Genomic DNA, 19394 nt, shown 5'->3' with positions numbered 1-19394 from the left:
AGCCAAAGGTCGGCATAAAGTTATACTATCAGCACTATTTGTATAACTACAGGCCAACTCATGTCCAAGCCTTTGCTTTTGGTGCTCGGCGATCAGCTATCCTTTTCGCTAGCCACGCTACAAGAGGCGCCCGCCAATGCGGTGGTCGTGCTGTGCGAAGTCGCCGAGGAAGCGCGCTATGTGCCTCATCATATACACAAAATTGGCCTCTTTTTAGCGGCCATGCGTCACTTTGCCCAGGCGCTGCGTGAGAAAGGCTTTCAAGTACACTACAGCGCGTTGGATGACGCCGATAACACCCACTCACTGATCGACGAAGCCGAACGGCTCGCCCGTCAATACAACTGCGATGAGATACGCGTGACACGCCCCGGCGAGTGGCGGCTATGGAATGCGATGCACCAGCGCGTCAAGGCCTCACTGCCCTGGCGACTCTTAGAGGATGAGCGCTTTTTCACCACGCCTGATGACTTTGCCCAATGGGCCAGGGGCCGTAAACAGCTACGGCTTGAATACTTTTATCGCCAGCAGCGCAAGCAAACCGGCTTCTTGATGGAAGGGGACGAACCGGCCGGTGGGCAATGGAACTTCGATCATGATAACCGCCACTCTATCGATCCGACGCTCGACTTCCCGGCGCTGCCTCAGCATCGCCACGATGCGCTCACCCAGGCAGCACTGGCCGATGCCGAGCGCCATTTTAGCGACCACATGGGTAACCTGGAACACTTTAATCTGCCGGTTACCCGCCGTCAGGCGTTGGTGGATCTCGAGCATTTTACGCGCCACGGCCTGCCCCACTTTGGCCGCTACCAGGATGCGATCAGCGATTCGGCTCCCTATCTGTATCACTCGCGGCTCTCAGCGGCGATGAACATCGGCTTGCTATCGCCGCGAGAAGTCTGCGCCGCCGCCGAACAGCGCTACTACGCAGGCGACGCGCCGATTAACGCTGTGGAAGGGTTTATCCGCCAAATTCTCGGCTGGCGGGAGTACGTGCGCGGGCTTTACTGGACCCAGATGCCCGACTATAAGCGTGCCAACCAGCTCGACTTTAAACGTGATCTGCCGGCCTTTTATTGGAATGCCGATACTGATATGCGCTGCCTTCAGCGCGCCATCCAAATGACCATCGACAATAGCTATGCCCACCATATTCAACGCCTGATGGTCACCGGCAATTTTGCCCTGCTGTGCGGGGTTAAACCTGAAGCGCTATGCGACTGGTATTTAGCGGTTTATGCCGATGCAAGTGAATGGGTGGAACTGCCCAACACCCTGGGCATGGTGCTTCACGGTGACGGCGGCTTAATGGGGTCCAAGCCCTACTGCGCTTCAGGCAAGTATATCGACAAAATGTCCGATCACTGCCAGCACTGCCGTTACTCGCCCAAACAAGTCACCGGACCTAACGCCTGCCCGTTCAATAGCCTTTACTGGCACTTTCTCGAAACAAACGCTGAGCAGCTTAGCAAGAACCCACGCATGAAGCTGATTTACGGTTCGCTAAAGCGTATGTCCGATGAAAAGCGCGAGGCCATGCACCAGCAGGCTGAACAGTTTTTACAACAACTTGAAACGTCGCCTGGCTATGGTCAAGCGTGCCATACCGCTGGCTACACCCAACAGGAGCCATAATGAACCGCTTTTCACCGCTACATGCCGCCCCGCCCGTGATTTTATTTCACGACGGCCACTGCCCGTTCTGCCGTCAAGAAGTCGCTTGGCTAGAAAAGCATCGCCACCGGGAACATATCCAGCTGGTAGATATTCAAGACGAGCGTTTTGATGCCCAAGCGTATGATCAGGACTTTGCTGCCATGATGGGTCAGTTACACTTACGCGATAGTCAGCAGGCATGGTATGTCGGCATGGATGCCAGCCGTGCCCTCTATGCTGTGTTGGGCTACCGGCGGCTGATGTGGCTGTCTTGCTTACCGGGCGTACGCGGCTTGATGAACGCCGGTTACCGATTTTTTGCCCGTCGCCGGATCCGGCTGGGCCAGTGGTGGGAAAAACGTCAGGCTAAACGCAGTAGATGAACATTAGTGAATGAGTTAATCAGAAGACTAACGGCATACGCGATGTGAGCGGTTCACTGTAGTGCGCATCGCGGCCAATCACTTCATCGTGGGGTACGTGCTGCACCAGATAAGCACGATGGATACCGGCACGTTTAAGCTCAATGTAAACGTCATCAAGCGAACGAAACAGCATCGGCTTAGCGCGCTGCGTCAGCATATGGCGTTCACTTTCAACGTCTTCTAGCTCGATTTGATAAAAACGGCTGCCCGAGTGAGTGATGACACGAATTTCAAAGTTGTCGTGGTTGGCGACAAATTGTTTAAGGTTTTTCAGCTCCATGGTTCCCTCCTGTTATAAAAATCAGACCATAGGGAACAGCATGACTGGACCCTATGTCATTTATGTTGCCTTGTTATTGCAGTCCCATGACAACCTTCAATAACTTATAATTGCTATTATGACGGCAACATTACAAGAGAGTTCCTACCTAGAGAGCCCTTATCAAAAAAGCTTCTGACAAAAGCGCGTGTGGCCGAAGCCCATTGCTTCTGGCCAAACATCAAGCAATAGCGTGCCTCATTGGTACTCGGAAGGGTCAATGGCCTTGCCCAGCGAGTTGCGGTCAATCCAGTTGCCGCCCTTGGTTTCTTTATAGCGAAAAACCACCTTATCTCCGACCTTGACCGGCAGCTCACCATCTTCGGTCTGGTAGCTATATTTCTCGCCTTCCACGACCAAGTGATAACGATAAAGGTCTGGCATCCCTAGCCACTCTTTGAAAGGCCCTTCACGCTCAAGCGCCTCTAGTTCACCGCGACCTTCGAGCTTAGGAAGACGCGGTCGATTACCGCGCCGAAATCCACCTGCCATTTGCTTCTCCCGTTTTTACATATCTGGGTGGGGCATTATACGAGTCCGCTCCCCATCCTCAAGCGACTCATCACAAACCAGTCATTAAAAACCAGCCATCACACACCTAGTCGCCGAAGGCTTGACCGTAACTATCCGGGGCCAAATCCTCAAAGCGGGTATATTTACCGATAAACGCCATATGCACCGTGCCAATCGGCCCGTTACGCTGCTTGCCGATAATTAACTCAGCAATACCTTGGTTATCCGGGTTATCCGGATTATAGACCTCATCGCGATAAACAAAGGCGATCACATCCGCATCCTGCTCAATCGCTCCGGATTCCCTCAGATCCGACATCACTGGCCGCTTGTTAGGGCGCTGCTCCAACGAGCGGTTCAACTGCGAAAGCGCGACGACAGGGCAATTAAACTCTTTCGCCAAGCCCTTTAAGGAGCGCGAAATCTCGGAAATCTCACCGGTGCGGTTTTCGCTAAAGCCAGGGATCTGCATCAGCTGAAGATAGTCGATCATGATTAGCGCCATATTGCCGTGCTCGCGCACCACGCGGCGCAGCCTTGAGCGCATTTCATTCGGCGATAAGGCGGCGGTATCGTCGATAAACAGCTGCTTGTCTTTAAGCAGATTGACGGCAGAGGTTAGCCGCGGCCAATCCTCATCTTCCAACTGACCGGTACGTACGCGGGTTTGGTCAATCCGGCCCAACGACGACAGCATCCTCAGCATCAGCGACTCGGCGGGCATCTCCATGGAAAACACCATGACCGGTTTGTCACTGGCGATTACCGCGTGCTCGACCAGGTTCATGGCAAAGGTGGTTTTACCCATTGAGGGGCGCCCGGCAATCACCACCATGTCCGAGGGCTGCAAACCGGTGGTCATTTCATCCAGGTCACGGAAACCGGTAGAAAGCCCGGTCATCTCGCCTTTGAGGTTAAACAGCTCGTCAATACGATCGACCGCTTTGGTCAACAGATCGCTCATGCCGATAGGGCCACCGGTTTTGGGGCGTTCCTCGGCAATCTGGAACACTAACCGCTCGGCTTCGTTGAGCAATTCATCCGCCGGGCGGCCCTGGGGGGTAAAAGCACTATCGGCAATTTGGTTAGCGGCACGAATCAGCTTACGCAGCGTCGCGCGTTCGCGCACGATATCGGCGTAGGCGCGAATATTGCTGGCAGAGGGCGTGTTACGCGCAAGCTCGGCCAGAAACGCCAGTCCGCCTACGGTATCCAAGTGGTCGCGCGCTTCCAGCGCCTCAGAAATCGTGACCACATCTAACGGTTGCCCGGATTCGGCTAGATGAATCATCACGTTGAACACTAAGCGGTGCTCGTAGCGATAGAAATCATCAGCGACTAAGCGCTCTGAGACATTATCCCAGGCTTGGTTGTCCAGCATGAGCCCGCCTAATACCGACTGCTCCGCTTCCAGCGAATGCGGCGGCAGTTTTAGCGCTGCCGTTTCTTTATCAGCAGTAGGCTGGTCCTGCATAGCGAGCTCCTTTAAACACGACGCCAGTGAAAAGGCTTATCTTAGCCGGGGCAATAGAGCGCGACCACTGGCCCGCTCATGCATCATGAAGAGTGACGATATAGGCGTTGTCCAAAAACACTCTGCGCTGGCGCAGGGGTGACTTTAGGCAATGCCCAGAAAAAAACAAAAGGCGCGGGAGAGAACCCGCGCCTTTTGAAGCAGCTGTATTAGCTGCAGCTAGTGACCACTTTCGTAGTGACTAACTTAATTACCTTCTCAAGTACTTTCTTAAGTACCTTCTCAATTACTCGGCTACTACCACTACGCGTACAGCGGCATTCACTTCAGCATGCAAGTGGATAGCGATGTCGTATTCGCCTGTCTGGCGAATCGGACCATTTGGCATACGTACTTCGCTCTTGGCAATATCGATGCCAGCAGAGGAAATCGCGTCGGCCAGGTCACGCGGACCAATAGAACCAAACAGCTTGCCTTCGTCGCCTGCTTTGGAAACCAAAGACAGCTCGATATCGTTAAGCTGCTCAGCGCGCGCTTTGGCTTCGGCCTTACGCTCAGCGGCTTGCGCTTCGAGCTCGGCACGCTGGGCTTCAAATGCTTCAACGTTGTCTTTGGTGGCCGGTACGGCTAAACCGTAAGGCACCAAGTAGTTACGACCATAACCGGGCTTTACAGTGACCTTGTCACCCAGGCCGCCCAGCTTACCAATGTTGTCGAGCAGAATGACTTCCATCTCGTAAACCTCTTGTCAGTTGCTGCGGGCAAGGCGTGCGCGAACGTTCGCGAATGTATCAATCAGCCCCAACAGCAGCACAATGAGAATCGTGGGCCAGGTCGTGATCAGTAGCACATAAAATGCTACCAGCCACAGCCCGTTCATCCCCTTTATTCCAATAAACCCGTGCACTAACGCAACGCCAGCTACTAACAGCGGAATCCAGCCGAGCATGGCCAGCGCGTGAGCGCCCAGCAGCATGCCGATCACCCCAATAGCGGCCAATACGGCCAGTTCTTTAGGGGTCAAGCGCAGTGCGTGGAACTCTTCGCGAAAACCACCTGGGTTGTACAACCCAGCTTGCCAGCTACGCGCGAGCGCCAAACACAAGATCGCTGCCAACAGCACCACAAAGCCGGTCACCCCACCCACCACTAGGGTGGCAAGGGTTTGGGTATCGTAGCCCTGGTTGGCAAATTCCGTGAGCATGCGGTCAACTTCTTGCGAACCTTCCCGCAACTGCTCAAGCATTAACTCCGTACCACCTGGCGGACTGAAAATGCCCAGCTGGACCATAACGGCGGCGACAAGCGTCCCCACTATTAGCGATTCACCCCAGCGCATCCTCTCGCGCAGAATAACGGCCATCAGCGTTACCAGCAGAATGCTAGCAAGCGGAATCACATCACCCTGCACCCACCACCAGCCAGCCGGCATTGCGGCAGCAATGATCACCGGCAGCGCAGGCACGAAGCCCTTGCGTAGCGTCATCAACGCTGCGATGGCAGCCCCTAACCAGAACAGCCAAGGCACTAGGCTTGCCAGGGCCGCCCCGCCAGCTGCGTAAGGCGTGCCCCGCATCAGCCATCGGGCTAGTGCCAGCATCACGTTAAACGCTTACTGGTGGCTATCGGAGTAGGGTAACAGTGCCAAGTAACGCGAACGCTTAATAGCGGTCGCCAACTGACGCTGATAGCGTGCTTTGGTGCCGGTAATACGGCTTGGAACGATCTTGCCGGTTTCGGTAACGTAGGCTTTTAGCGTGTCCAGATCTTTGTAGTCGATCTGCTTGACGCCTTCAGCGGTGAAGCGGCAAAACTTACGGCGACGGAAAAAACGTGCCATGGACTAGCTCCTTAAAACGTGCAGTGAATAAAATCAGGCAGTTTCTTCTTCTTCCGCGCGCGGTTTTTCTTCGCGACGCGGACGTTTTTCTTCTGCCGGTTTCATCATCGGGGAAGCCTCGGTAACGGCTTCTTTGCAGCGTACAACCAGGCTGCGGATGATGGCGTCGTTGTAACGGAAGATGTTCTCGATTTCATCGAGCGTCTCGCCGCTGCATTCAACGTTCATCAGCACGTAGTGGGCTTTGTGGATCTTGTTGATCGGGTAAGCCAAATGACGACGGCCCCAATCTTCGAGACGGTGCACGGTGCCGCTGTTTTCGGTAACGATGCTGGTGTAGCGCTCAACCATCGCTGGCACCTGCTCGCTTTGGTCCGGGTGGACCATAAACACGATTTCGTAATGACGCATGGGATCTCCTTGCGGTTTGACAGCTTCCTTTGTGTGTTGATGCGAGACGCAGCCAACGACGACAGGGAAGCAAGGAGTTAACTGAAGCGCTCAGCCACCGCGTTAGGCGGCCACTGAAACATCAAACAGAACTTTCATTTTATTTAACGACAGCTAACGCCCGCTTGCAGACAAACGGGCGCATGTATCTTAGTAGCGCAGCGGTTAACTTGCAAGCTGGCGTTGACGAACAGCCTCAAACAGGCAAATGCCGGTGGCCACCGACACGTTCAGACTAGACACCTCCCCGGCCATGGGCAGCTTGGCAAGGTTGTCGCATGCTTCGCGGGTCAAGCGACGCATGCCCTTACCCTCTGCGCCCATTATCAACGCCGTGGGCCCAGTCATATCAATGTCAAAGACACTGGCCTCGGCCTCGCCCGCCGTTCCGGTGATCCACACACCGGCATCTTTTAGCTTGGCCAGGGTGCGCGCCAGGTTAGTGACTTGATAAACCGGCACCACCTCGGCGGCGCCGCAGGCGACTTTACGCACTGTGGCATTGAGCGGCGCGGCTTTATCTTTGGCCACTATCACGCCATGGGCGCCGGCGGCATCGGCACTGCGCAGGCAGGCACCGAAGTTATGCACATCGGTAACACCATCCAAAATAAGCAGCAGCGGCGGTGTAGACGACGGCCAAGCCCGCAGTTTAAGCCATAGTGACTCTTCGCCCTCCGGCGTCAACGGTGGGCAAAACGCCACCACGCCCTGATGGGCAGCGCCTTGGGTCAATTGGTCCAGCAGATCGCGAGGCTGCTCTTTAACCTTAGCGCCCCGCGACTGGGCCTGGGCAACCACCTCTTTCAAGCGGCTGCCCGCCCCCTGCTGCATCCACAGCTCGCGGGGGGACTCGCCTCTGTCGAGCAGGCTCTGCAGCGCATGGATACCATATACCTGATCCAAGCCGTCAGGCGCCTTGGGGCCACGCCGGGAAGACGCCGATTTCATGCTCACCCTTTATCCGATGATGGTTTGCGCGGACCGTTCCGAGTCCGCCGTGGGCCGCGCCGTGTAGTGGGCTTCTCGCTACTGGATGTGTCACTCGTCGCTTTAGAGCTATCTGCTTTAGAGCTATCTGCTTTAGAACTATCTGCTTTAGAACTATCTGCTTGAGAACTATCTGCTTGAGAACCATTTGCTTGAGAACTATCAGCTTTAGCGCTTTTAGCTTTAGAACTATCAGCTTTAGAGCTTTTAGCTTTAGAGCCACCGGTTTTAGCACCAGCGCCGTCTGCCCCACCGCGACTCTTACGCGGCTGGCGACGCGGGCGGGGCTTTTCATCCCCCAGGCCAAAGTCGATCTTACGGTCGTCCATATCGACGCGGGCCACCTGAACGGTCAGACCATCGCCCAAACGATACGTCGTGCCGGTACGCTCGCCTTTGAGACGGTGCTTTTCGGCCTCGTAATGGTAGTAGTCCGAGGGCAGCGACGTCACATGCACCAAACCTTCCACATAGAACTCATCCAGGCGCACAAACAGGCCGAACTGGGTGACCGACGCAATGGTGCCTTCGAACGTCTCACCGAGCTTGTCGGACATAAATTCGCATTTCAGCCAACTTTCCACATCGCGGGTGGCTTCGTCAGCGCGCCGCTCGGTCATGGAACAGTGTTCGCCCAGCTCAAGCATCTGCTCGAAGGTATACGGGCACCACTTGCTCGGCGGCTCAACCGGCGCATCCTCTACGCGCAGCACCGTATTGGTCTGGCGCGGGCCGCGAATCACCGAACGAATCGCGCGGTGCACCAGCAGGTCGGGATAGCGACGTATCGGCGAGGTAAAGTGGGCGTAGGCCTGATACGCCAGGCCAAAGTGGCCTTCATTTTGTGGCGAATAGACCGCTTGGTTCATCGAGCGCAGCATCACCGTTTGAATAATATCAAAGTCGGGGCGGTCGGCAATCGTCTCGCGCAGCGCCTGGTAATCCTGCGGCGTCGGCATATCGCCACCCCCCAAGGAAAGCCCCAGCTCATTCAAGAACAGGCGCAGCTTATCCAGCCGCTCCGGCGTGGGCCGTTCATGGATACGGTATAGCGCCGGCAGGTCGTGCTTATCCAAGAAGCGCGCGGTCGCCACGTTGGCCGCCAGCATGCACTCCTCAATCAGCTTATGGGCATTGTTCCGGCTGCGCGGGACGATTTTTTCGATTTTGCGTTCATCGTTAAAAATGATCGCCGTTTCGGTGGTATCAAAATCGATCGCGCCGCGCTCCGCACGCGCTTCGCGCAGCAGGTAGTAAAGCTCTTCCAGGTTTTTTAGCGGCTTCACTAGCTCGCTGTGCTCCGCTCGAAGCGCCTCGCCCTCTTCGCTCTCTTCATCAAGAATCGCCGCCACCTTGTTATAAGTCAGGCGGGCGTGGGAGTTCATAACGGCTTCATAGAAGCGGTAGCGGCTAATGGCACCGGTTTGAGAGATATTCATCTCGCATACCAACACCAAACGATCCACTTGCGGATTGAGCGAGCAAAGGCCGTTCGACAATAGCTCCGGCAGCATGGGCACTACTTGGCCAGGAAAATAGACCGAGTTACCGCGGGTCCGGGCTTCAGCGTCCAACGGTGTGCCAGGCCGAACGTAGTGCGAAACGTCGGCAATTGCCACTAACAGCTTCCAGCTACCCGATTTGGTTTTCCACGCGCACACCGCATCGTCGAAATCCTTGGCTGACTCGTCATCGATGGTAACCAGCGGCACGTCACGCAGGTCGACGCGGTGCTGCTTATCCTCTTCCAGCACCTCGGCTGAAATACCGGCAATTTGATCGAGCACTTCCGGTGGGAATTCAGCGGGGATATCGTAACTGCGAATTGCAATATCAATTTCCATGCCGGGGTCCATACGCTCACCCAGCACCTCAACCACTTCACCCACCGGCTGCACGCGCGTCTCAGGCTGCTGGACGATCTTGGCCGAGATGACTTGGCCATCTTTTGCGCCACCGCAGGCGCTGTGAGGAATAATCACTTCCTGCGTAATGCGTGGATTTTCCGGTATCAGAATACCAAACTCAGGCGTGTTGCTGCGGTAAACGCCAACCATCGTCTGGGTATTGCGCGCAATCACATCGGCAATGGTGGCTTCATCGCGGCCACGACGGTCGCGTCCGCTGATCCGCACCAGTACATAGTCACCGTGGAAAACACGCCGCATTTGGCGCGGCGGCAATACCAGGTCTGGCTTTTTGCCATCATCGCGGAGCAGAAAACCAAAGCCGTCACGGTGCCCCAGCACTTTGCCTTTAATCAGGTCGAGCTTGTCGATCAGCGCGTAGGCGCCACGCCGGTCGCGCAGCACTTGACCGTCGCGCTCCATGGCTGCCAAACGACGTCTGACTGCCTCAAGAAGCTCTTCGTCTTCGAGCCCCAGCATGCGGCTCATATTTTCGTGAGTGATCGGCTTGCCATAGCTTTCTAAGGCAGCAAGCAGATACTCCCGGCTCGGCGCTGGATTACCATATTTATGCGCCTCGCGCTCGGCGTGCGGATCATCACTTAACGTCCAATACTTCATGCGATCAACATCCTTGATGGCGTCATTTGCGAGCGGCATAAAAAAGGCGCAAACGCGGTGCGTTGCGGGCGGGCTATTTCAGCGCTTGAGAGACTGAAATGAATAATGTTTTGTTTAGTCATACACCCAGTATAGCGCTGCACGTTCATTCACCCAACCGTCTTAGCCGTTGTTTATCCATTTTGCGTTATAAAAACCGCGCCGCAGGCCTTGCATTTAACCATCACCCCGGTATTATACGCGCCACTTGCCCAGATGGCGGAATTGGTAGACGCGCTAGCTTCAGGTGCTAGTGTCCGTATGGACGTGGAGGTTCAAGTCCTCTTCTGGGCACCATACTATTTTATGTAACGATGTTGTTTATGCCACAATGTTGGTTATAACAATGCGGTGTTAAATAGCGTGGTGTTAAGTAACTTTGTGTTCGCCCAGGTGGCGGAATTGGTAGACGCGCTAGCTTCAGGTGCTAGTGTCTGTATGGACGTGGAGGTTCAAGTCCTCTCCTGGGCACCATACGAACACAAATGACAAGCAGTTCATCCAAGCTTTAAACGATTACGCTTTAAACGATGCGCCCAGGTGGCGGAATTGGTAGACGCGCTAGCTTCAGGTGCTAGTGTCCGTATGGACGTGGAGGTTCAAGTCCTCTCCTGGGCACCATGAGTTACATGGACCAGTCCGCATCGTTACTGTTACCCCCCTCGTTTGCACTTCTTATTATTTTATCGACGTTCTTGTTATTGTTCTATTCTGTAGCTTTATTGACGTTCCTGCCTTACTGAAAACGCCCCGGCTTCTTTGCAACTTCCTCAAGCGCCCACCCTTGCGTGCGCCGCTCGCCTTCTAGTACGGCTTCCATCGCGGGCGTTAGGTCTGGAAAGAAGTTCAGCCCGGTGCGCGCTTCGATTTCATCGATGGTGACTAAATAGTCATCTAACGGCTCATTACCGCGCACGTCTTGCGGCATGATGAACGCTAGCGCCAAAGGCCCTTCGCTATGGGGCACGACGATAATTTTATAAAACGCCTCCGGCACTTCGACCAAACCCACGCGATTAAACACGTTATCCATAAAGTGTTCAGGAAACACCGGCCCTGTAATCACCTGCAGGCGGTCAAACCGCGGCGCGAAGTGATCCATGACGGCTTCTTCCAAGCGCTGCCAGAGCTGCCGATTGAGGTTAGGCCGCTGCGGGGTCATGTTGCTCATTAAGAAGGTATCGACTTGAGCGCTGCGCCCATGCACGGCGGCGATGGCGTAATTAGGCGCCAGATGACCTCGATCGTAGCCGCTGCCCGCGTAACTGTTGGTGCCCACCGGCCACAGGGTGCGCCAATCGGTTTGAAAATTAGGCCGCGCGCCAATGCTTGAATCGTCAACCACTGCCACCTGGTAGCTGACCCACAGCGGATTCACGCGCACATCGGACCAGCCGACTAAATAGCCATCATTACGCAGCACTCGGTGCATCGTCGTGGGACGAAACGTTTCCCAGGTAGGAACGCCCATCCAGGTGTAGGCATCTTTATGCTGGCGCTCCTGAAATTCCCACAGCCCGGTACCCACCACCACAAACAACAAAGCAATGCCCAGACGCTTCCCCTGTCGGCGCCAGCGCAAAAATGAGGTTCCCAACACACTTGCTCCCTAATGAGCGCGTTCAAGCGCCTTGTGATTTTTGTAGCATTTCAGTGTAAATATTTTAAGTTGCCGAACCGTCAGTGCGTTACCAACCCAGTGAAAACATGGTTTCTAAATCGTGACGGGAGTGAACCTGCATGGCATTGAGGGTTTCTGTATCGCTGATACCTTCAACGGCGTTCAAGCGTTCAGTCACCAGCTCGGCCAGGCCCTCAAAATCGCGGGTACGAGCAATTGCCACCAAGTCATAACGACCGCAGGTAGAATAAACTTCGCTAATGCCTTCTAGTTCTGCCAAACGCTCGGCGACCGCCTTCACTTGGCCTTTATCGGTATTGATTAAAATGACTGCGTTTTGCATAGCCCATCCTTCCCTAAAAAAATTCACGGTCAACACGTAGTTCCCAAGTCGCGCAGAGTATAGCAGCGACTGAGAGGCGGGCGTACCACCCTGGGTCAGCGTGGCTAATTGTCGCTATACACGTCAGGTTATTCGCACAACCTTTGTACATCCGCTAGCATGGAATGAGGAACTCCGTCCAAGCTTCATTCGGAGTTTTAAGAGGTGGATAACCACCCGACAACCGTGAAAAACGTCAAACCGTGACGATAAGGAGAAATCATGGCTAATAAAAGCCGTCGTGACTTCATGCGCAACAGCCTATTAGGGCTTGCTGCCCTACCGCTTGGCGCGGGCATTCTGTCCAAGACTGCCTTCGCTCAAGAGCTACCGCGTCTTGATCCTTCCGCAAGCAACGCCCAAGCACTTAACTACGTAGAAGACGCCAGTGAAGCCAGTGATCACCCGGCGTATGAAGAGGGCGAAGTCTGCAGTAACTGCATGTTCTACAAAGCAGATAATCAGGGTTGCCAACTGTTTCCAGGAAACAGCGTAGCGCCTGCTGGCTGGTGCCAATCCTGGACCGCCCAAAGCTAAGCGCTTGAAAGAAGTGCTTGAAAGAAGTGCTTGAAAGAAGTGCCAGCGCTTACGAAACTCCCCCGCCCATTGGGCGAGGGAGTTATATAGGCCAGTTATATTTATCAAACGCTGGTTTATAAAAAAGCTGCTTTTATAAAAGCGTTTCTACGCCGTCGTGTTTTCGTCCTCTATTGGCCAATGAAAGCGACGAGTGACGTGCCCTTCTTCCATCGAGACCAAATGAACGGGAAACCCCCAGAGTTGTTGCAAGTGGCGAATGACCGGATAAACGCTGCGCCCTAGCGGACGGCGACTATCCTGCACGTGGTGGAGCGTCAATGAACGATCCCCGCGGATAGCCGCTTCCACCACCTGGATATTAGGTTCACGAACAGACAGCGCATACTGGGTAGCGAGCGCTTCGCGGACCCGACGGTAGCCCTGTTCGTTATGAATCGCCGCCACTTCTAGGTTCTCAGCCTGATCGTCGTCCACCACTAAAAACAGCTTATGATCACGCATCACCTTGGGGGATAGAAACTGCTGAATAAACGATTCATCCTTAAAGTTACGCATCGCAAACTCAAGCGTATCCCGCCAAGGTGAGCCCGCCATATCCGGAAACCACTGGCGATCCTCGTCGGTAGGCGCTTCACAGATGCGCTTAATGTCCATAAAGATCGCGAAGCCCAAGGCATAGGGGTTAATACCGCTGTAGTGAGGGCTATCGAACGGCGGCTGGTTAATCACCGCGGCATGCGACTGTAAAAACTCCAGCATCAGCCCTTCATCGACGTTGCCGTCGTCATAGAGACGGTTCATCAAGGTGTAATGCCAGAAGCACGCCCAGCCTTCATTCATCACCTGGGTTTGCCGCTGAGGATAAAAATACTGTGCCAGCTTGCGCACAATGCGCACGATCTCACGCTGCCACGGCGCCAGCAACGGGGCGTTTTTCTCAATAAAGTAAAGCAGGTTTTCCTGAGGCTCTGGGGGGTAACGACCGCCGCTGTGCAAGCCGAGTGGGTCATCATCACCGCCACTATGCAGGCTGCCCGGCAGCGGGGGTTCCCCCGTCGGCGCCTCGGGGATAGTCCGCCACAGCGTATTAACCTGGGCTTGCAAATAGGTTTCACGCTCATCCTGGCGCTTGGCCTCTTCCTCCGCTGAGATCGGCGAGGGCCGCTTGTAACGGTCGACACCATAGTTTTGCAACGCGTGGCACGCATCTAGCAATTGCTCAACAGCCTGCACGCCGTGGCGCTCTTCGCACTTGGCGATATACTGTCGCGCAAACACCAGGTAATCAACGATGGAAGAAGCGTCGGTCCAGGTGCGGAACAGGTAATTGCCTTTGAAAAAGGAGTTGTGCCCGTAGCAGGCGTGGGCCATCACCAGCACCTGCATCATCAGCGTATTTTCCTCCATCAGGTAGGCGATGCAGGGGTCTGAATTAATCACCAGTTCATAGGCCAAGCCCATTTGGCCGCGCTTATAGGCCTGCTCAACGGCTAAGAATTGTTTGCCAAACGACCAGTGATGGTAGCCCACCGGCATGCCAACGCTCGCATAGGCATCCATCATCTGTTCTGTGGTGATGACTTCGATTTGGTTGGGATAGGTATCCAGGCGGTAGATATCGGCGAGCCTGGCTAGTTCGGCATCGAAACGCTCCAGCACGTTAAAGTTCCAATCAGAGCCGGTCGCAATCGGCTTACGGGTCGCATTCATGGCCCCTTCCTCCGTACGCGGTCGTTAGGACTGGTTTAAGCGGCGCTTAAACAATTCGCGAAAGACCGGATAAATATCGCCCGCCTCGACGATCTGTTGCATCGCAAAGCGTTCGGGAAACTGCTTCACTACACTTTCATATTCATGCCATAGCGACTGATGGTCGTGAGGTGTAATCTCTACATAGGCGTAATACTGCAACTGCGGCATCAACTCTTTGACCAGCAAATCGCGGCAGATATTCGAGTCATCATCCCAGTTGTCACCATCCGACGCCTGGGCCACATACAGATTCCACTGGCCCACAGGGTAGCGCTTTTCGATGATCTTATTGACCAGGTTCAGCGCACTGGAAACAATCGTGCCGCCGGTTTCTCGCGAGTAGAAGAATTCCTCTTCGCCCACCTCACGCGCCGCGGTATGGTGGCGCACAAACACTAGCTCGACCTTCTCGTAGTGCTTTTCCAAAAACATATACAGCAGAAGGAAAAAGCGCTTAGCGATGTCTTTGTGGTTTTGGGTCATCGACCCGGAGACATCCATCACGCAAAACATCACTGCCTGATTGGATGGCTGCGGCTGCGGGCTGAGCTGGTGGTAGCGCAAGTCGTAGGTATCGATAAAAGGTACGCCCGCAATACGTTTCTCCAGGCGTTCAATCTCGGCTTTGAGTTCGCTGATACGCTTAGGGTTACGCAAAACCGGGTCTTTGTGCTCTTCGACTTCGAGTGCCTCAACGGCTTCTTTCAGCGCCCGCTTGATCGGCGCGCGCATGGCAATACGCCTTGCGTAGGCTTCACGCATTGACCGGGTAATGCTAATCCGGGAGGGCACCCCTTCGCGGGCAAGGCCGGCCCGCACCATCTTGATTTCTTCCAACGACTTGAGCGACTTGCGCTGCAAATGAGGCAGCTCCAGGCCTTCAAAAACAAACTCTAGAAACTCCTCACGGCTGAGAGTGAAAGCAAACTCATCCACCCCTTCGCCCTGGTTGGAAGCGCCCCCTTCTCCGGCCCCATCTCCGCCTCCTTGGCCGCTGGGGCGGCGAATTTTATCACCGGCGATAAATTCCTTGTTGCCGGGTGCCACAATGTCACGCGCGCCGCCTGGGCCGTGTTGAAATACCGGCTCTGAAATATCCTTGACGGGGATAGAGACTTTTTCCCCTCGCTCCATATCGGTAATCGAGCGACGGTTCACAGCCTCTTCCACCGAGCGCTTGATATGCTTTCGGTAGCGCTCCAAAAAGCGCTGACGATTCACTGCGCTTTTGTGTTTAGCGTTAGGCCTGCGATCGATGAAGTAGGTCATACGACCTCCGTAAAAAACCCCGGCTTTGAACGAAAATAACGATTACTCGGTGATTTTTCGCACAAACCCTACTCTTTTGAGCGCTACGTTCAGCTGAGCGCTACTGCGACTTACGCACACGCAAATACCACTCGGAAAGCAGCCGAACCTGTTTCTCGGTGTAGCCACGCTCCACCATCCGCGCAACGAAGTCTTGGTGCTTTTTGTGATCCGATTTAGACGCCTTGGCATTAAACGAAATCACCGGCAGCAGCTCTTCGGTATTGGCAAACATCTTGTGCTCGATAACACCTTTGAGCTTTTCGTAGGACTGCCAGCTCGGGTTCATGCCGTTATTCTGCGCCCGCGCCCGCAACACAAAGTTAACCACTTCATGGCGGAAGTCTTTAGGATTGGAAATCCCAGCCGGTTTCTCGATTTTCTCCAGTTCTTCGTTGAGCGCTTGACGGTTCAGCAACTCGCCGGTTTCGTGGTCACGGTACTCTTGATCCTGAATCCAGAAATCAGCGTAGGTAACATAGCGGTCGAAGATGTTCTGCCCATACTCGCTATAGGATTCTAGGTAAGCGGTTTGAATCTCTTTACCAATAAAGTCCACGTAGCGAGGGGCCATGTACTCCTTGATAAAGCCTAAGTAGCGCTCGAACACTTCTGGCGGTAGCTGCTCGCGCTCCAACGCCTGTTCCAACACGTAAAGCAAATGCACCGGGTTGGCGGCGACTTCCGTGTTATCAAAGTTAAATACCTTGGAGAGAATCTTAAAAGCAAAGCGCGTCGAGAGCCCCTCCATCCCCTCGTCTACGCCTGCGGCGTCGCGGTACTCTTGAATCGACTTGGCGCGGGGGTCGGTATCTTTCAAATTCTCCCCGTCATAAACGCGCATTTTAGAGTAGACGTTGGAGTTTTCCGGCACCTTCAAGCGGGAAAGCACGGAGAACTGAGCCAGCATGCGCAGCGTGTCGGGTGCGCAAGGCGCTGCGTTGAGGGACGATTCCTCAAGCAGCTTCTGGTAGATTTTTATCTCTTCTGACACGCGCAGGCAGTAAGGCACCTTGACGATATAGACCCGATCAAGAAACGCTTCATTGTTACGGTTATTACGGAATGCCTGCCACTCCGACTCGTTGGAGTGGGCCAAGATAATGCCGTCAAAGGGGATCGCCCCCATGCCTTCAGTGGGGTTGTAGTTGCCCTCCTGGGTGGCAGTAAGCAGCGGATGCAGCACCTTAATCGGCGCTTTAAACATCTCCACAAACTCCATTAGCCCCTGGTTGGCGCGGCACAAGCCACCGGAAAAGCTATAAGCGTCGGGGTCGTCTTGCGAGTAAAGCTCTAACTGGCGAATATCCACTTTACCCACCAGTGACGAGATGTCCTGGTTATTCTCATCCCCCGGCTCGGTTTTCGAGATAGCGATTTGGTTGAGCCGAGAGGGATACAGACGCACCACCCGAAATTGAGAGATATCGCCGCCATACTCTTTTAGCCGTTTAGCGGCCCAGGGCGACATCACGCTTTTCAGGTAGCGCTGGGGAATGCCGTACTCTTTTTCCAGCAGCTCACCATCTTCTTCGGGCGAGAACAGCCCCAGCGGTGACTCGTAAACCGGCGAGCCTTTAATGGCATAAAACGGGATACGCTCCATCAACAGCTTAAGGCGCTCCGCTAGCGACGACTTACCGCCCCCCACGGGGCCCAGCAAATAAAGGATCTGCTTGCGCTCTTCGAGTCCTTGAGAGGCGTGACGGAAGTAAGACACGATTTGCTCAATGGCTTCTTCCATACCGTGGAACTCGGCAAAGGCGGGATAACGGCGGATCACTTTATTGGAAAAAATACGCGATAGCCGTGGGTCTTTTGCCGTGTCGATAACCTCGGGCTCGCCAATGGCCTCCAGCATACGCTCGGCGGCACTGGCATACACTTTTGGCTCACGGCGACATAACGCCAGATACTCTTCCAGGCTCATGTCTTCTTGCTGAACGCGGGAAAAACGGTCTTGAACGTGATCAAAGATGCTCATGGAACTCTCCTGTGGCCCATCCCCAGGCAGTCACCGCCAAGCCAAATGTGTCGCAGCGGTGTGCCAAACGAGGTGTCGCTTTTTTCAGCGTAGTCAGCATTAGCAAAAAGTGATGGCTAAACCTTCAACGCAGCAGCGATATTATTAGGAGAATTATTCGCAAGATAAGTTGCGTTGAACCGCTCAACAGACAAGCACGCAAAGCACTGAAGCAGACCCACCGCCGGGAACAGCGGCAGGACCGAGTAGAAAAGTGTCAAACAGCAGCAAGAGATGGTCAATAGGCGCGTCTAGCGCGCAAGTACCGAGCGAATATCAGCTAACAGTGCGTCCAACAGCTCAACGGTGGTGTTCCAAGCGCATACGAAACGGGCACCACCGGCGCCAATAAAAGTATAGAAGGTCCAGCCTTTCGCTTTCAACGCTTCAATGGCTGGGAGGGGTAATTCAACGAAAACGCTGTTCGCTTGGGTAGGAAACATCAGCGATACGCCGGGTAGGGCCTGCAATCCTTCTGATAAATAGCGCGCCATCGCGTTGGCATGCTGGGCATTCGTCAACCAGGCGCCACTCTCTAATAACCCTAACCAAGGTGCCGACACAAAGCGCATTTTGGAAGCGAGCTGACCCGCCTGCTTGCAGCGGTAGGAGAAATCTTCGGCTAGTTCACGATTAAAAAATAAAATTGCTTCGCCAAAGGCTAAGCCGTTTTTGGTCCCCGAAAAACACAGCGCGTCGACGCCCACCTGCCAGGTTAATTCGGCGGGTGTTGCATCCAGGCTGGCACAGGCGTTGGCAAAGCGAGCGCCGTCCATGTGCAGGCGCAAGTCGTGCTTATCGGCAATAGCGCGAATGGCCATGAGCTCTTCGCGAGAATAGAGCGTACCTACTTCGGTGGCTTGAGTGAGCGATACCACTTTGGGTTTGGGGTAGTGAATGTCACTGCGCTTGGTTACCAGCGCCTCTATGCCTTCCGGCGTCAGCTTGCCATCAGCGCCAGGTGACGTCAGCAGCTTGGCGCCGTTAGAAAAGAACTCAGGGCCGCCGCACTCGTCAGTTTCGATATGCGCCAACTCGTGGCAAATCACACTGTGGTAGCTGCGGCCCATGGCGGAGAGCGCCAATGAGTTAGCGGCGGTGCCGTTGAAAACAAAGAAAACGTCGCAGTCGTAGTCAAACATCTCGCGGAAGCGGTCTGCGGCGCGAGCCGTCCAAGTATCGTTACCGTAGGCCAAATCATCGCAACGATTGGCTTCAAGCAGGTATTCCATCGCCTCCGGACAGATACCGGAGGTGTTATCACTGGCTAAAAAACGTGGGCTACACTCCGAGGTCATGACGACAGTCCTTTTATCTGGCGATCGAACAGCGCGAGCTGGGTGCCACTCGCGCCTTTAATATCTAACTATGCTTAATAGCTAGAGTAGTCATTTAGTCTATCGCCCTTTATGGGTTAACGTCACCTGCTAGGGCAATCGCACGTGTAGAAAGCGTTCAAGACCGCTTTCTGGTATCGGCGATAGGGTGACGCGCGGTTATTTCGCCATGGATGGCGGTCTTGCAGTCCTGT

At 54.6% G+C, this 19394-nt stretch carries 18 protein-coding genes and 3 tRNA genes; 6 read left to right on the top strand and 15 right to left on the bottom strand.

Annotated features, from left to right (window positions below; genetic code table 11):
• Positions 1-60: 60 nt before the first annotated feature.
• Together HVA01_RS15970 and HVA01_RS15965 are read left to right on the top strand one after the other, a co-directional pair.
• The gene (locus HVA01_RS15970; RefSeq protein WP_146876401.1) at positions 61-1638 is read left to right on the top strand and encodes a cryptochrome/photolyase family protein; all 1578 of its coding nucleotides are present in this window, start codon (positions 61-63) and stop codon (positions 1636-1638) included.
• Entirely contained in the window at positions 1638-2042 is a 405-nt protein-coding gene (locus HVA01_RS15965; RefSeq protein ID WP_146876400.1) for a thiol-disulfide oxidoreductase DCC family protein, read from the top strand. Before HVA01_RS15970 ends, HVA01_RS15965 begins: the two co-directional genes overlap by 1 nt.
• 19 nt (positions 2043-2061) lie before the next feature.
• Here the strand turns inward: HVA01_RS15965 and HVA01_RS15960 are convergent, their stop codons facing one another.
• The 9 genes from HVA01_RS15960 to rnr form a co-directional block, all read right to left on the bottom strand.
• Positions 2062-2364, bottom strand: coding sequence for a DUF6482 family protein (locus HVA01_RS15960; protein ID WP_146876399.1), 303 nt, complete (start codon positions 2362-2364; stop codon positions 2062-2064).
• Between the two features lie 237 nt (positions 2365-2601).
• Positions 2602-2895 carry a hypothetical protein gene (locus HVA01_RS15955; protein WP_146876398.1) on the bottom strand — a complete coding sequence of 98 codons (294 nt, stop codon included), beginning with the start codon at positions 2893-2895 and terminating at the stop codon, positions 2602-2604.
• A 106-nt stretch (positions 2896-3001) separates the two neighbouring features.
• Positions 3002-4390 (bottom strand): replicative DNA helicase, encoded by a 1389-nt coding sequence (gene dnaB, locus HVA01_RS15950; RefSeq protein ID WP_146876397.1) that lies wholly within the window; start codon positions 4388-4390, stop codon positions 3002-3004.
• A gap of 286 nt (positions 4391-4676) precedes the next feature.
• Positions 4677-5123 (bottom strand): 50S ribosomal protein L9, encoded by a 447-nt coding sequence (gene rplI, locus HVA01_RS15945; protein ID WP_146876396.1) that lies wholly within the window; start codon positions 5121-5123, stop codon positions 4677-4679.
• A gap of 15 nt (positions 5124-5138) precedes the next feature.
• A complete protein-coding gene (locus HVA01_RS15940; protein ID WP_146876395.1) occupies positions 5139-5990 on the bottom strand; it encodes a hypothetical protein in 852 nt (283 codons plus the stop codon).
• Between the two features lie 12 nt (positions 5991-6002).
• Positions 6003-6230 (bottom strand): 30S ribosomal protein S18, encoded by a 228-nt coding sequence (rpsR, locus tag HVA01_RS15935; RefSeq protein WP_085919816.1) that lies wholly within the window; start codon positions 6228-6230, stop codon positions 6003-6005.
• 33 nt (positions 6231-6263) lie between these two features.
• The gene (rpsF, locus tag HVA01_RS15930; RefSeq protein ID WP_007113338.1) at positions 6264-6641 is read right to left on the bottom strand and encodes a 30S ribosomal protein S6; all 378 of its coding nucleotides are present in this window, start codon (positions 6639-6641) and stop codon (positions 6264-6266) included.
• 204 nt (positions 6642-6845) lie between these two features.
• On the bottom strand, positions 6846-7631 hold the full coding sequence (rlmB, locus tag HVA01_RS15925; RefSeq protein ID WP_146876394.1) for a 23S rRNA (guanosine(2251)-2'-O)-methyltransferase RlmB: 786 nt from the start codon (positions 7629-7631) through the stop codon (positions 6846-6848).
• A gap of 2 nt (positions 7632-7633) precedes the next feature.
• On the bottom strand, positions 7634-10198 hold the full coding sequence (rnr, locus tag HVA01_RS15920; RefSeq protein ID WP_146876393.1) for a ribonuclease R: 2565 nt from the start codon (positions 10196-10198) through the stop codon (positions 7634-7636).
• Positions 10199-10447: 249 nt separating this feature from the next.
• On the opposite strand from rnr, the gene HVA01_RS15915 reads away from it, so the two are divergent.
• From HVA01_RS15915 to HVA01_RS15905, 3 genes are all read left to right on the top strand, one after another.
• A tRNA-Leu gene (locus HVA01_RS15915) sits at positions 10448-10534 on the top strand.
• A 90-nt stretch (positions 10535-10624) separates the two neighbouring features.
• Positions 10625-10711 (top strand) — tRNA-Leu (locus tag HVA01_RS15910).
• A 60-nt stretch (positions 10712-10771) separates the two neighbouring features.
• Positions 10772-10858, top strand: a tRNA-Leu gene (locus HVA01_RS15905).
• Positions 10859-10973: 115 nt separating this feature from the next.
• Here the strand turns inward: HVA01_RS15905 and HVA01_RS15900 are convergent.
• Both HVA01_RS15900 and HVA01_RS15895 read right to left on the bottom strand, forming a co-directional pair.
• On the bottom strand, positions 10974-11834 hold the full coding sequence (locus HVA01_RS15900) for a DNA/RNA non-specific endonuclease (RefSeq protein WP_174787792.1): 861 nt from the start codon (positions 11832-11834) through the stop codon (positions 10974-10976).
• A gap of 91 nt (positions 11835-11925) precedes the next feature.
• Positions 11926-12201, bottom strand: coding sequence for an Lrp/AsnC family transcriptional regulator (locus HVA01_RS15895; protein WP_146876392.1), 276 nt, complete (start codon positions 12199-12201; stop codon positions 11926-11928).
• A gap of 261 nt (positions 12202-12462) precedes the next feature.
• Between HVA01_RS15895 and HVA01_RS15890 the strand changes: the two genes are divergently transcribed.
• On the top strand, positions 12463-12777 hold the full coding sequence (locus tag HVA01_RS15890) for a high-potential iron-sulfur protein (RefSeq protein WP_146876391.1): 315 nt from the start codon (positions 12463-12465) through the stop codon (positions 12775-12777).
• Positions 12778-12924: 147 nt separating this feature from the next.
• Here HVA01_RS15890 and HVA01_RS15885 read toward each other — a convergent pair whose 3' ends face one another.
• From HVA01_RS15885 to HVA01_RS15870, 4 genes are all read right to left on the bottom strand, one after another.
• On the bottom strand, positions 12925-14490 hold the full coding sequence (locus HVA01_RS15885) for a SpoVR family protein (protein WP_146876390.1): 1566 nt from the start codon (positions 14488-14490) through the stop codon (positions 12925-12927).
• A gap of 24 nt (positions 14491-14514) precedes the next feature.
• Positions 14515-15801 carry a YeaH/YhbH family protein gene (locus HVA01_RS15880; protein WP_146876389.1) on the bottom strand — a complete coding sequence of 429 codons (1287 nt, stop codon included), beginning with the start codon at positions 15799-15801 and terminating at the stop codon, positions 14515-14517.
• A gap of 100 nt (positions 15802-15901) precedes the next feature.
• Positions 15902-17824, bottom strand: a complete 1923-nt coding sequence (locus HVA01_RS15875) for a PrkA family serine protein kinase (protein WP_146876388.1) — start codon at positions 17822-17824, stop codon at positions 15902-15904.
• A gap of 290 nt (positions 17825-18114) precedes the next feature.
• Positions 18115-19161, bottom strand: coding sequence for a threonine aldolase family protein (locus HVA01_RS15870; RefSeq protein ID WP_146876387.1), 1047 nt, complete (start codon positions 19159-19161; stop codon positions 18115-18117).
• Between the last annotated feature and the right edge of the window lie 233 nt (positions 19162-19394).

This window comes from Halovibrio variabilis, from assembly GCF_007991175.1.
Lineage (GTDB): Bacteria > Pseudomonadota > Gammaproteobacteria > Pseudomonadales > Halomonadaceae > Vreelandella > Vreelandella variabilis.
The sequence above is the reverse complement of the archived record's forward strand: the minus strand, read 5'-3'. Positions and strand labels throughout refer to the sequence as shown.

Coding starts and splice junctions, on each gene's coding strand:
- HVA01_RS15970 (WP_146876401.1), top strand. CDS start 61: ATGTCCAAGCCTTTGCTTTTGGTGCTCGGCGATCAGCTATCCTTTTCG.
- HVA01_RS15965 (WP_146876400.1), top strand. CDS start 1,638: ATGAACCGCTTTTCACCGCTACATGCCGCCCCGCCCGTGATTTTATTT.
- HVA01_RS15960 (WP_146876399.1), bottom strand. CDS start 2,364: ATGGAGCTGAAAAACCTTAAACAATTTGTCGCCAACCACGACAACTTT.
- HVA01_RS15955 (WP_146876398.1), bottom strand. CDS start 2,895: ATGGCAGGTGGATTTCGGCGCGGTAATCGACCGCGTCTTCCTAAGCTC.
- dnaB (WP_146876397.1), bottom strand. CDS start 4,390: ATGCAGGACCAGCCTACTGCTGATAAAGAAACGGCAGCGCTAAAACTG.
- rplI (WP_146876396.1), bottom strand. CDS start 5,123: ATGGAAGTCATTCTGCTCGACAACATTGGTAAGCTGGGCGGCCTGGGT.
- HVA01_RS15940 (WP_146876395.1), bottom strand. CDS start 5,990: ATGCTGGCACTAGCCCGATGGCTGATGCGGGGCACGCCTTACGCAGCT.
- rpsR (WP_085919816.1), bottom strand. CDS start 6,230: ATGGCACGTTTTTTCCGTCGCCGTAAGTTTTGCCGCTTCACCGCTGAA.
- rpsF (WP_007113338.1), bottom strand. CDS start 6,641: ATGCGTCATTACGAAATCGTGTTTATGGTCCACCCGGACCAAAGCGAG.
- rlmB (WP_146876394.1), bottom strand. CDS start 7,631: ATGAAATCGGCGTCTTCCCGGCGTGGCCCCAAGGCGCCTGACGGCTTG.
- rnr (WP_146876393.1), bottom strand. CDS start 10,198: ATGAAGTATTGGACGTTAAGTGATGATCCGCACGCCGAGCGCGAGGCG.
- HVA01_RS15895 (WP_146876392.1), bottom strand. CDS start 12,201: ATGCAAAACGCAGTCATTTTAATCAATACCGATAAAGGCCAAGTGAAG.
- HVA01_RS15890 (WP_146876391.1), top strand. CDS start 12,463: ATGGCTAATAAAAGCCGTCGTGACTTCATGCGCAACAGCCTATTAGGG.
- HVA01_RS15885 (WP_146876390.1), bottom strand. CDS start 14,490: ATGAATGCGACCCGTAAGCCGATTGCGACCGGCTCTGATTGGAACTTT.
- HVA01_RS15880 (WP_146876389.1), bottom strand. CDS start 15,801: ATGACCTACTTCATCGATCGCAGGCCTAACGCTAAACACAAAAGCGCA.
- HVA01_RS15875 (WP_146876388.1), bottom strand. CDS start 17,824: ATGAGCATCTTTGATCACGTTCAAGACCGTTTTTCCCGCGTTCAGCAA.
- HVA01_RS15870 (WP_146876387.1), bottom strand. CDS start 19,161: ATGACCTCGGAGTGTAGCCCACGTTTTTTAGCCAGTGATAACACCTCC.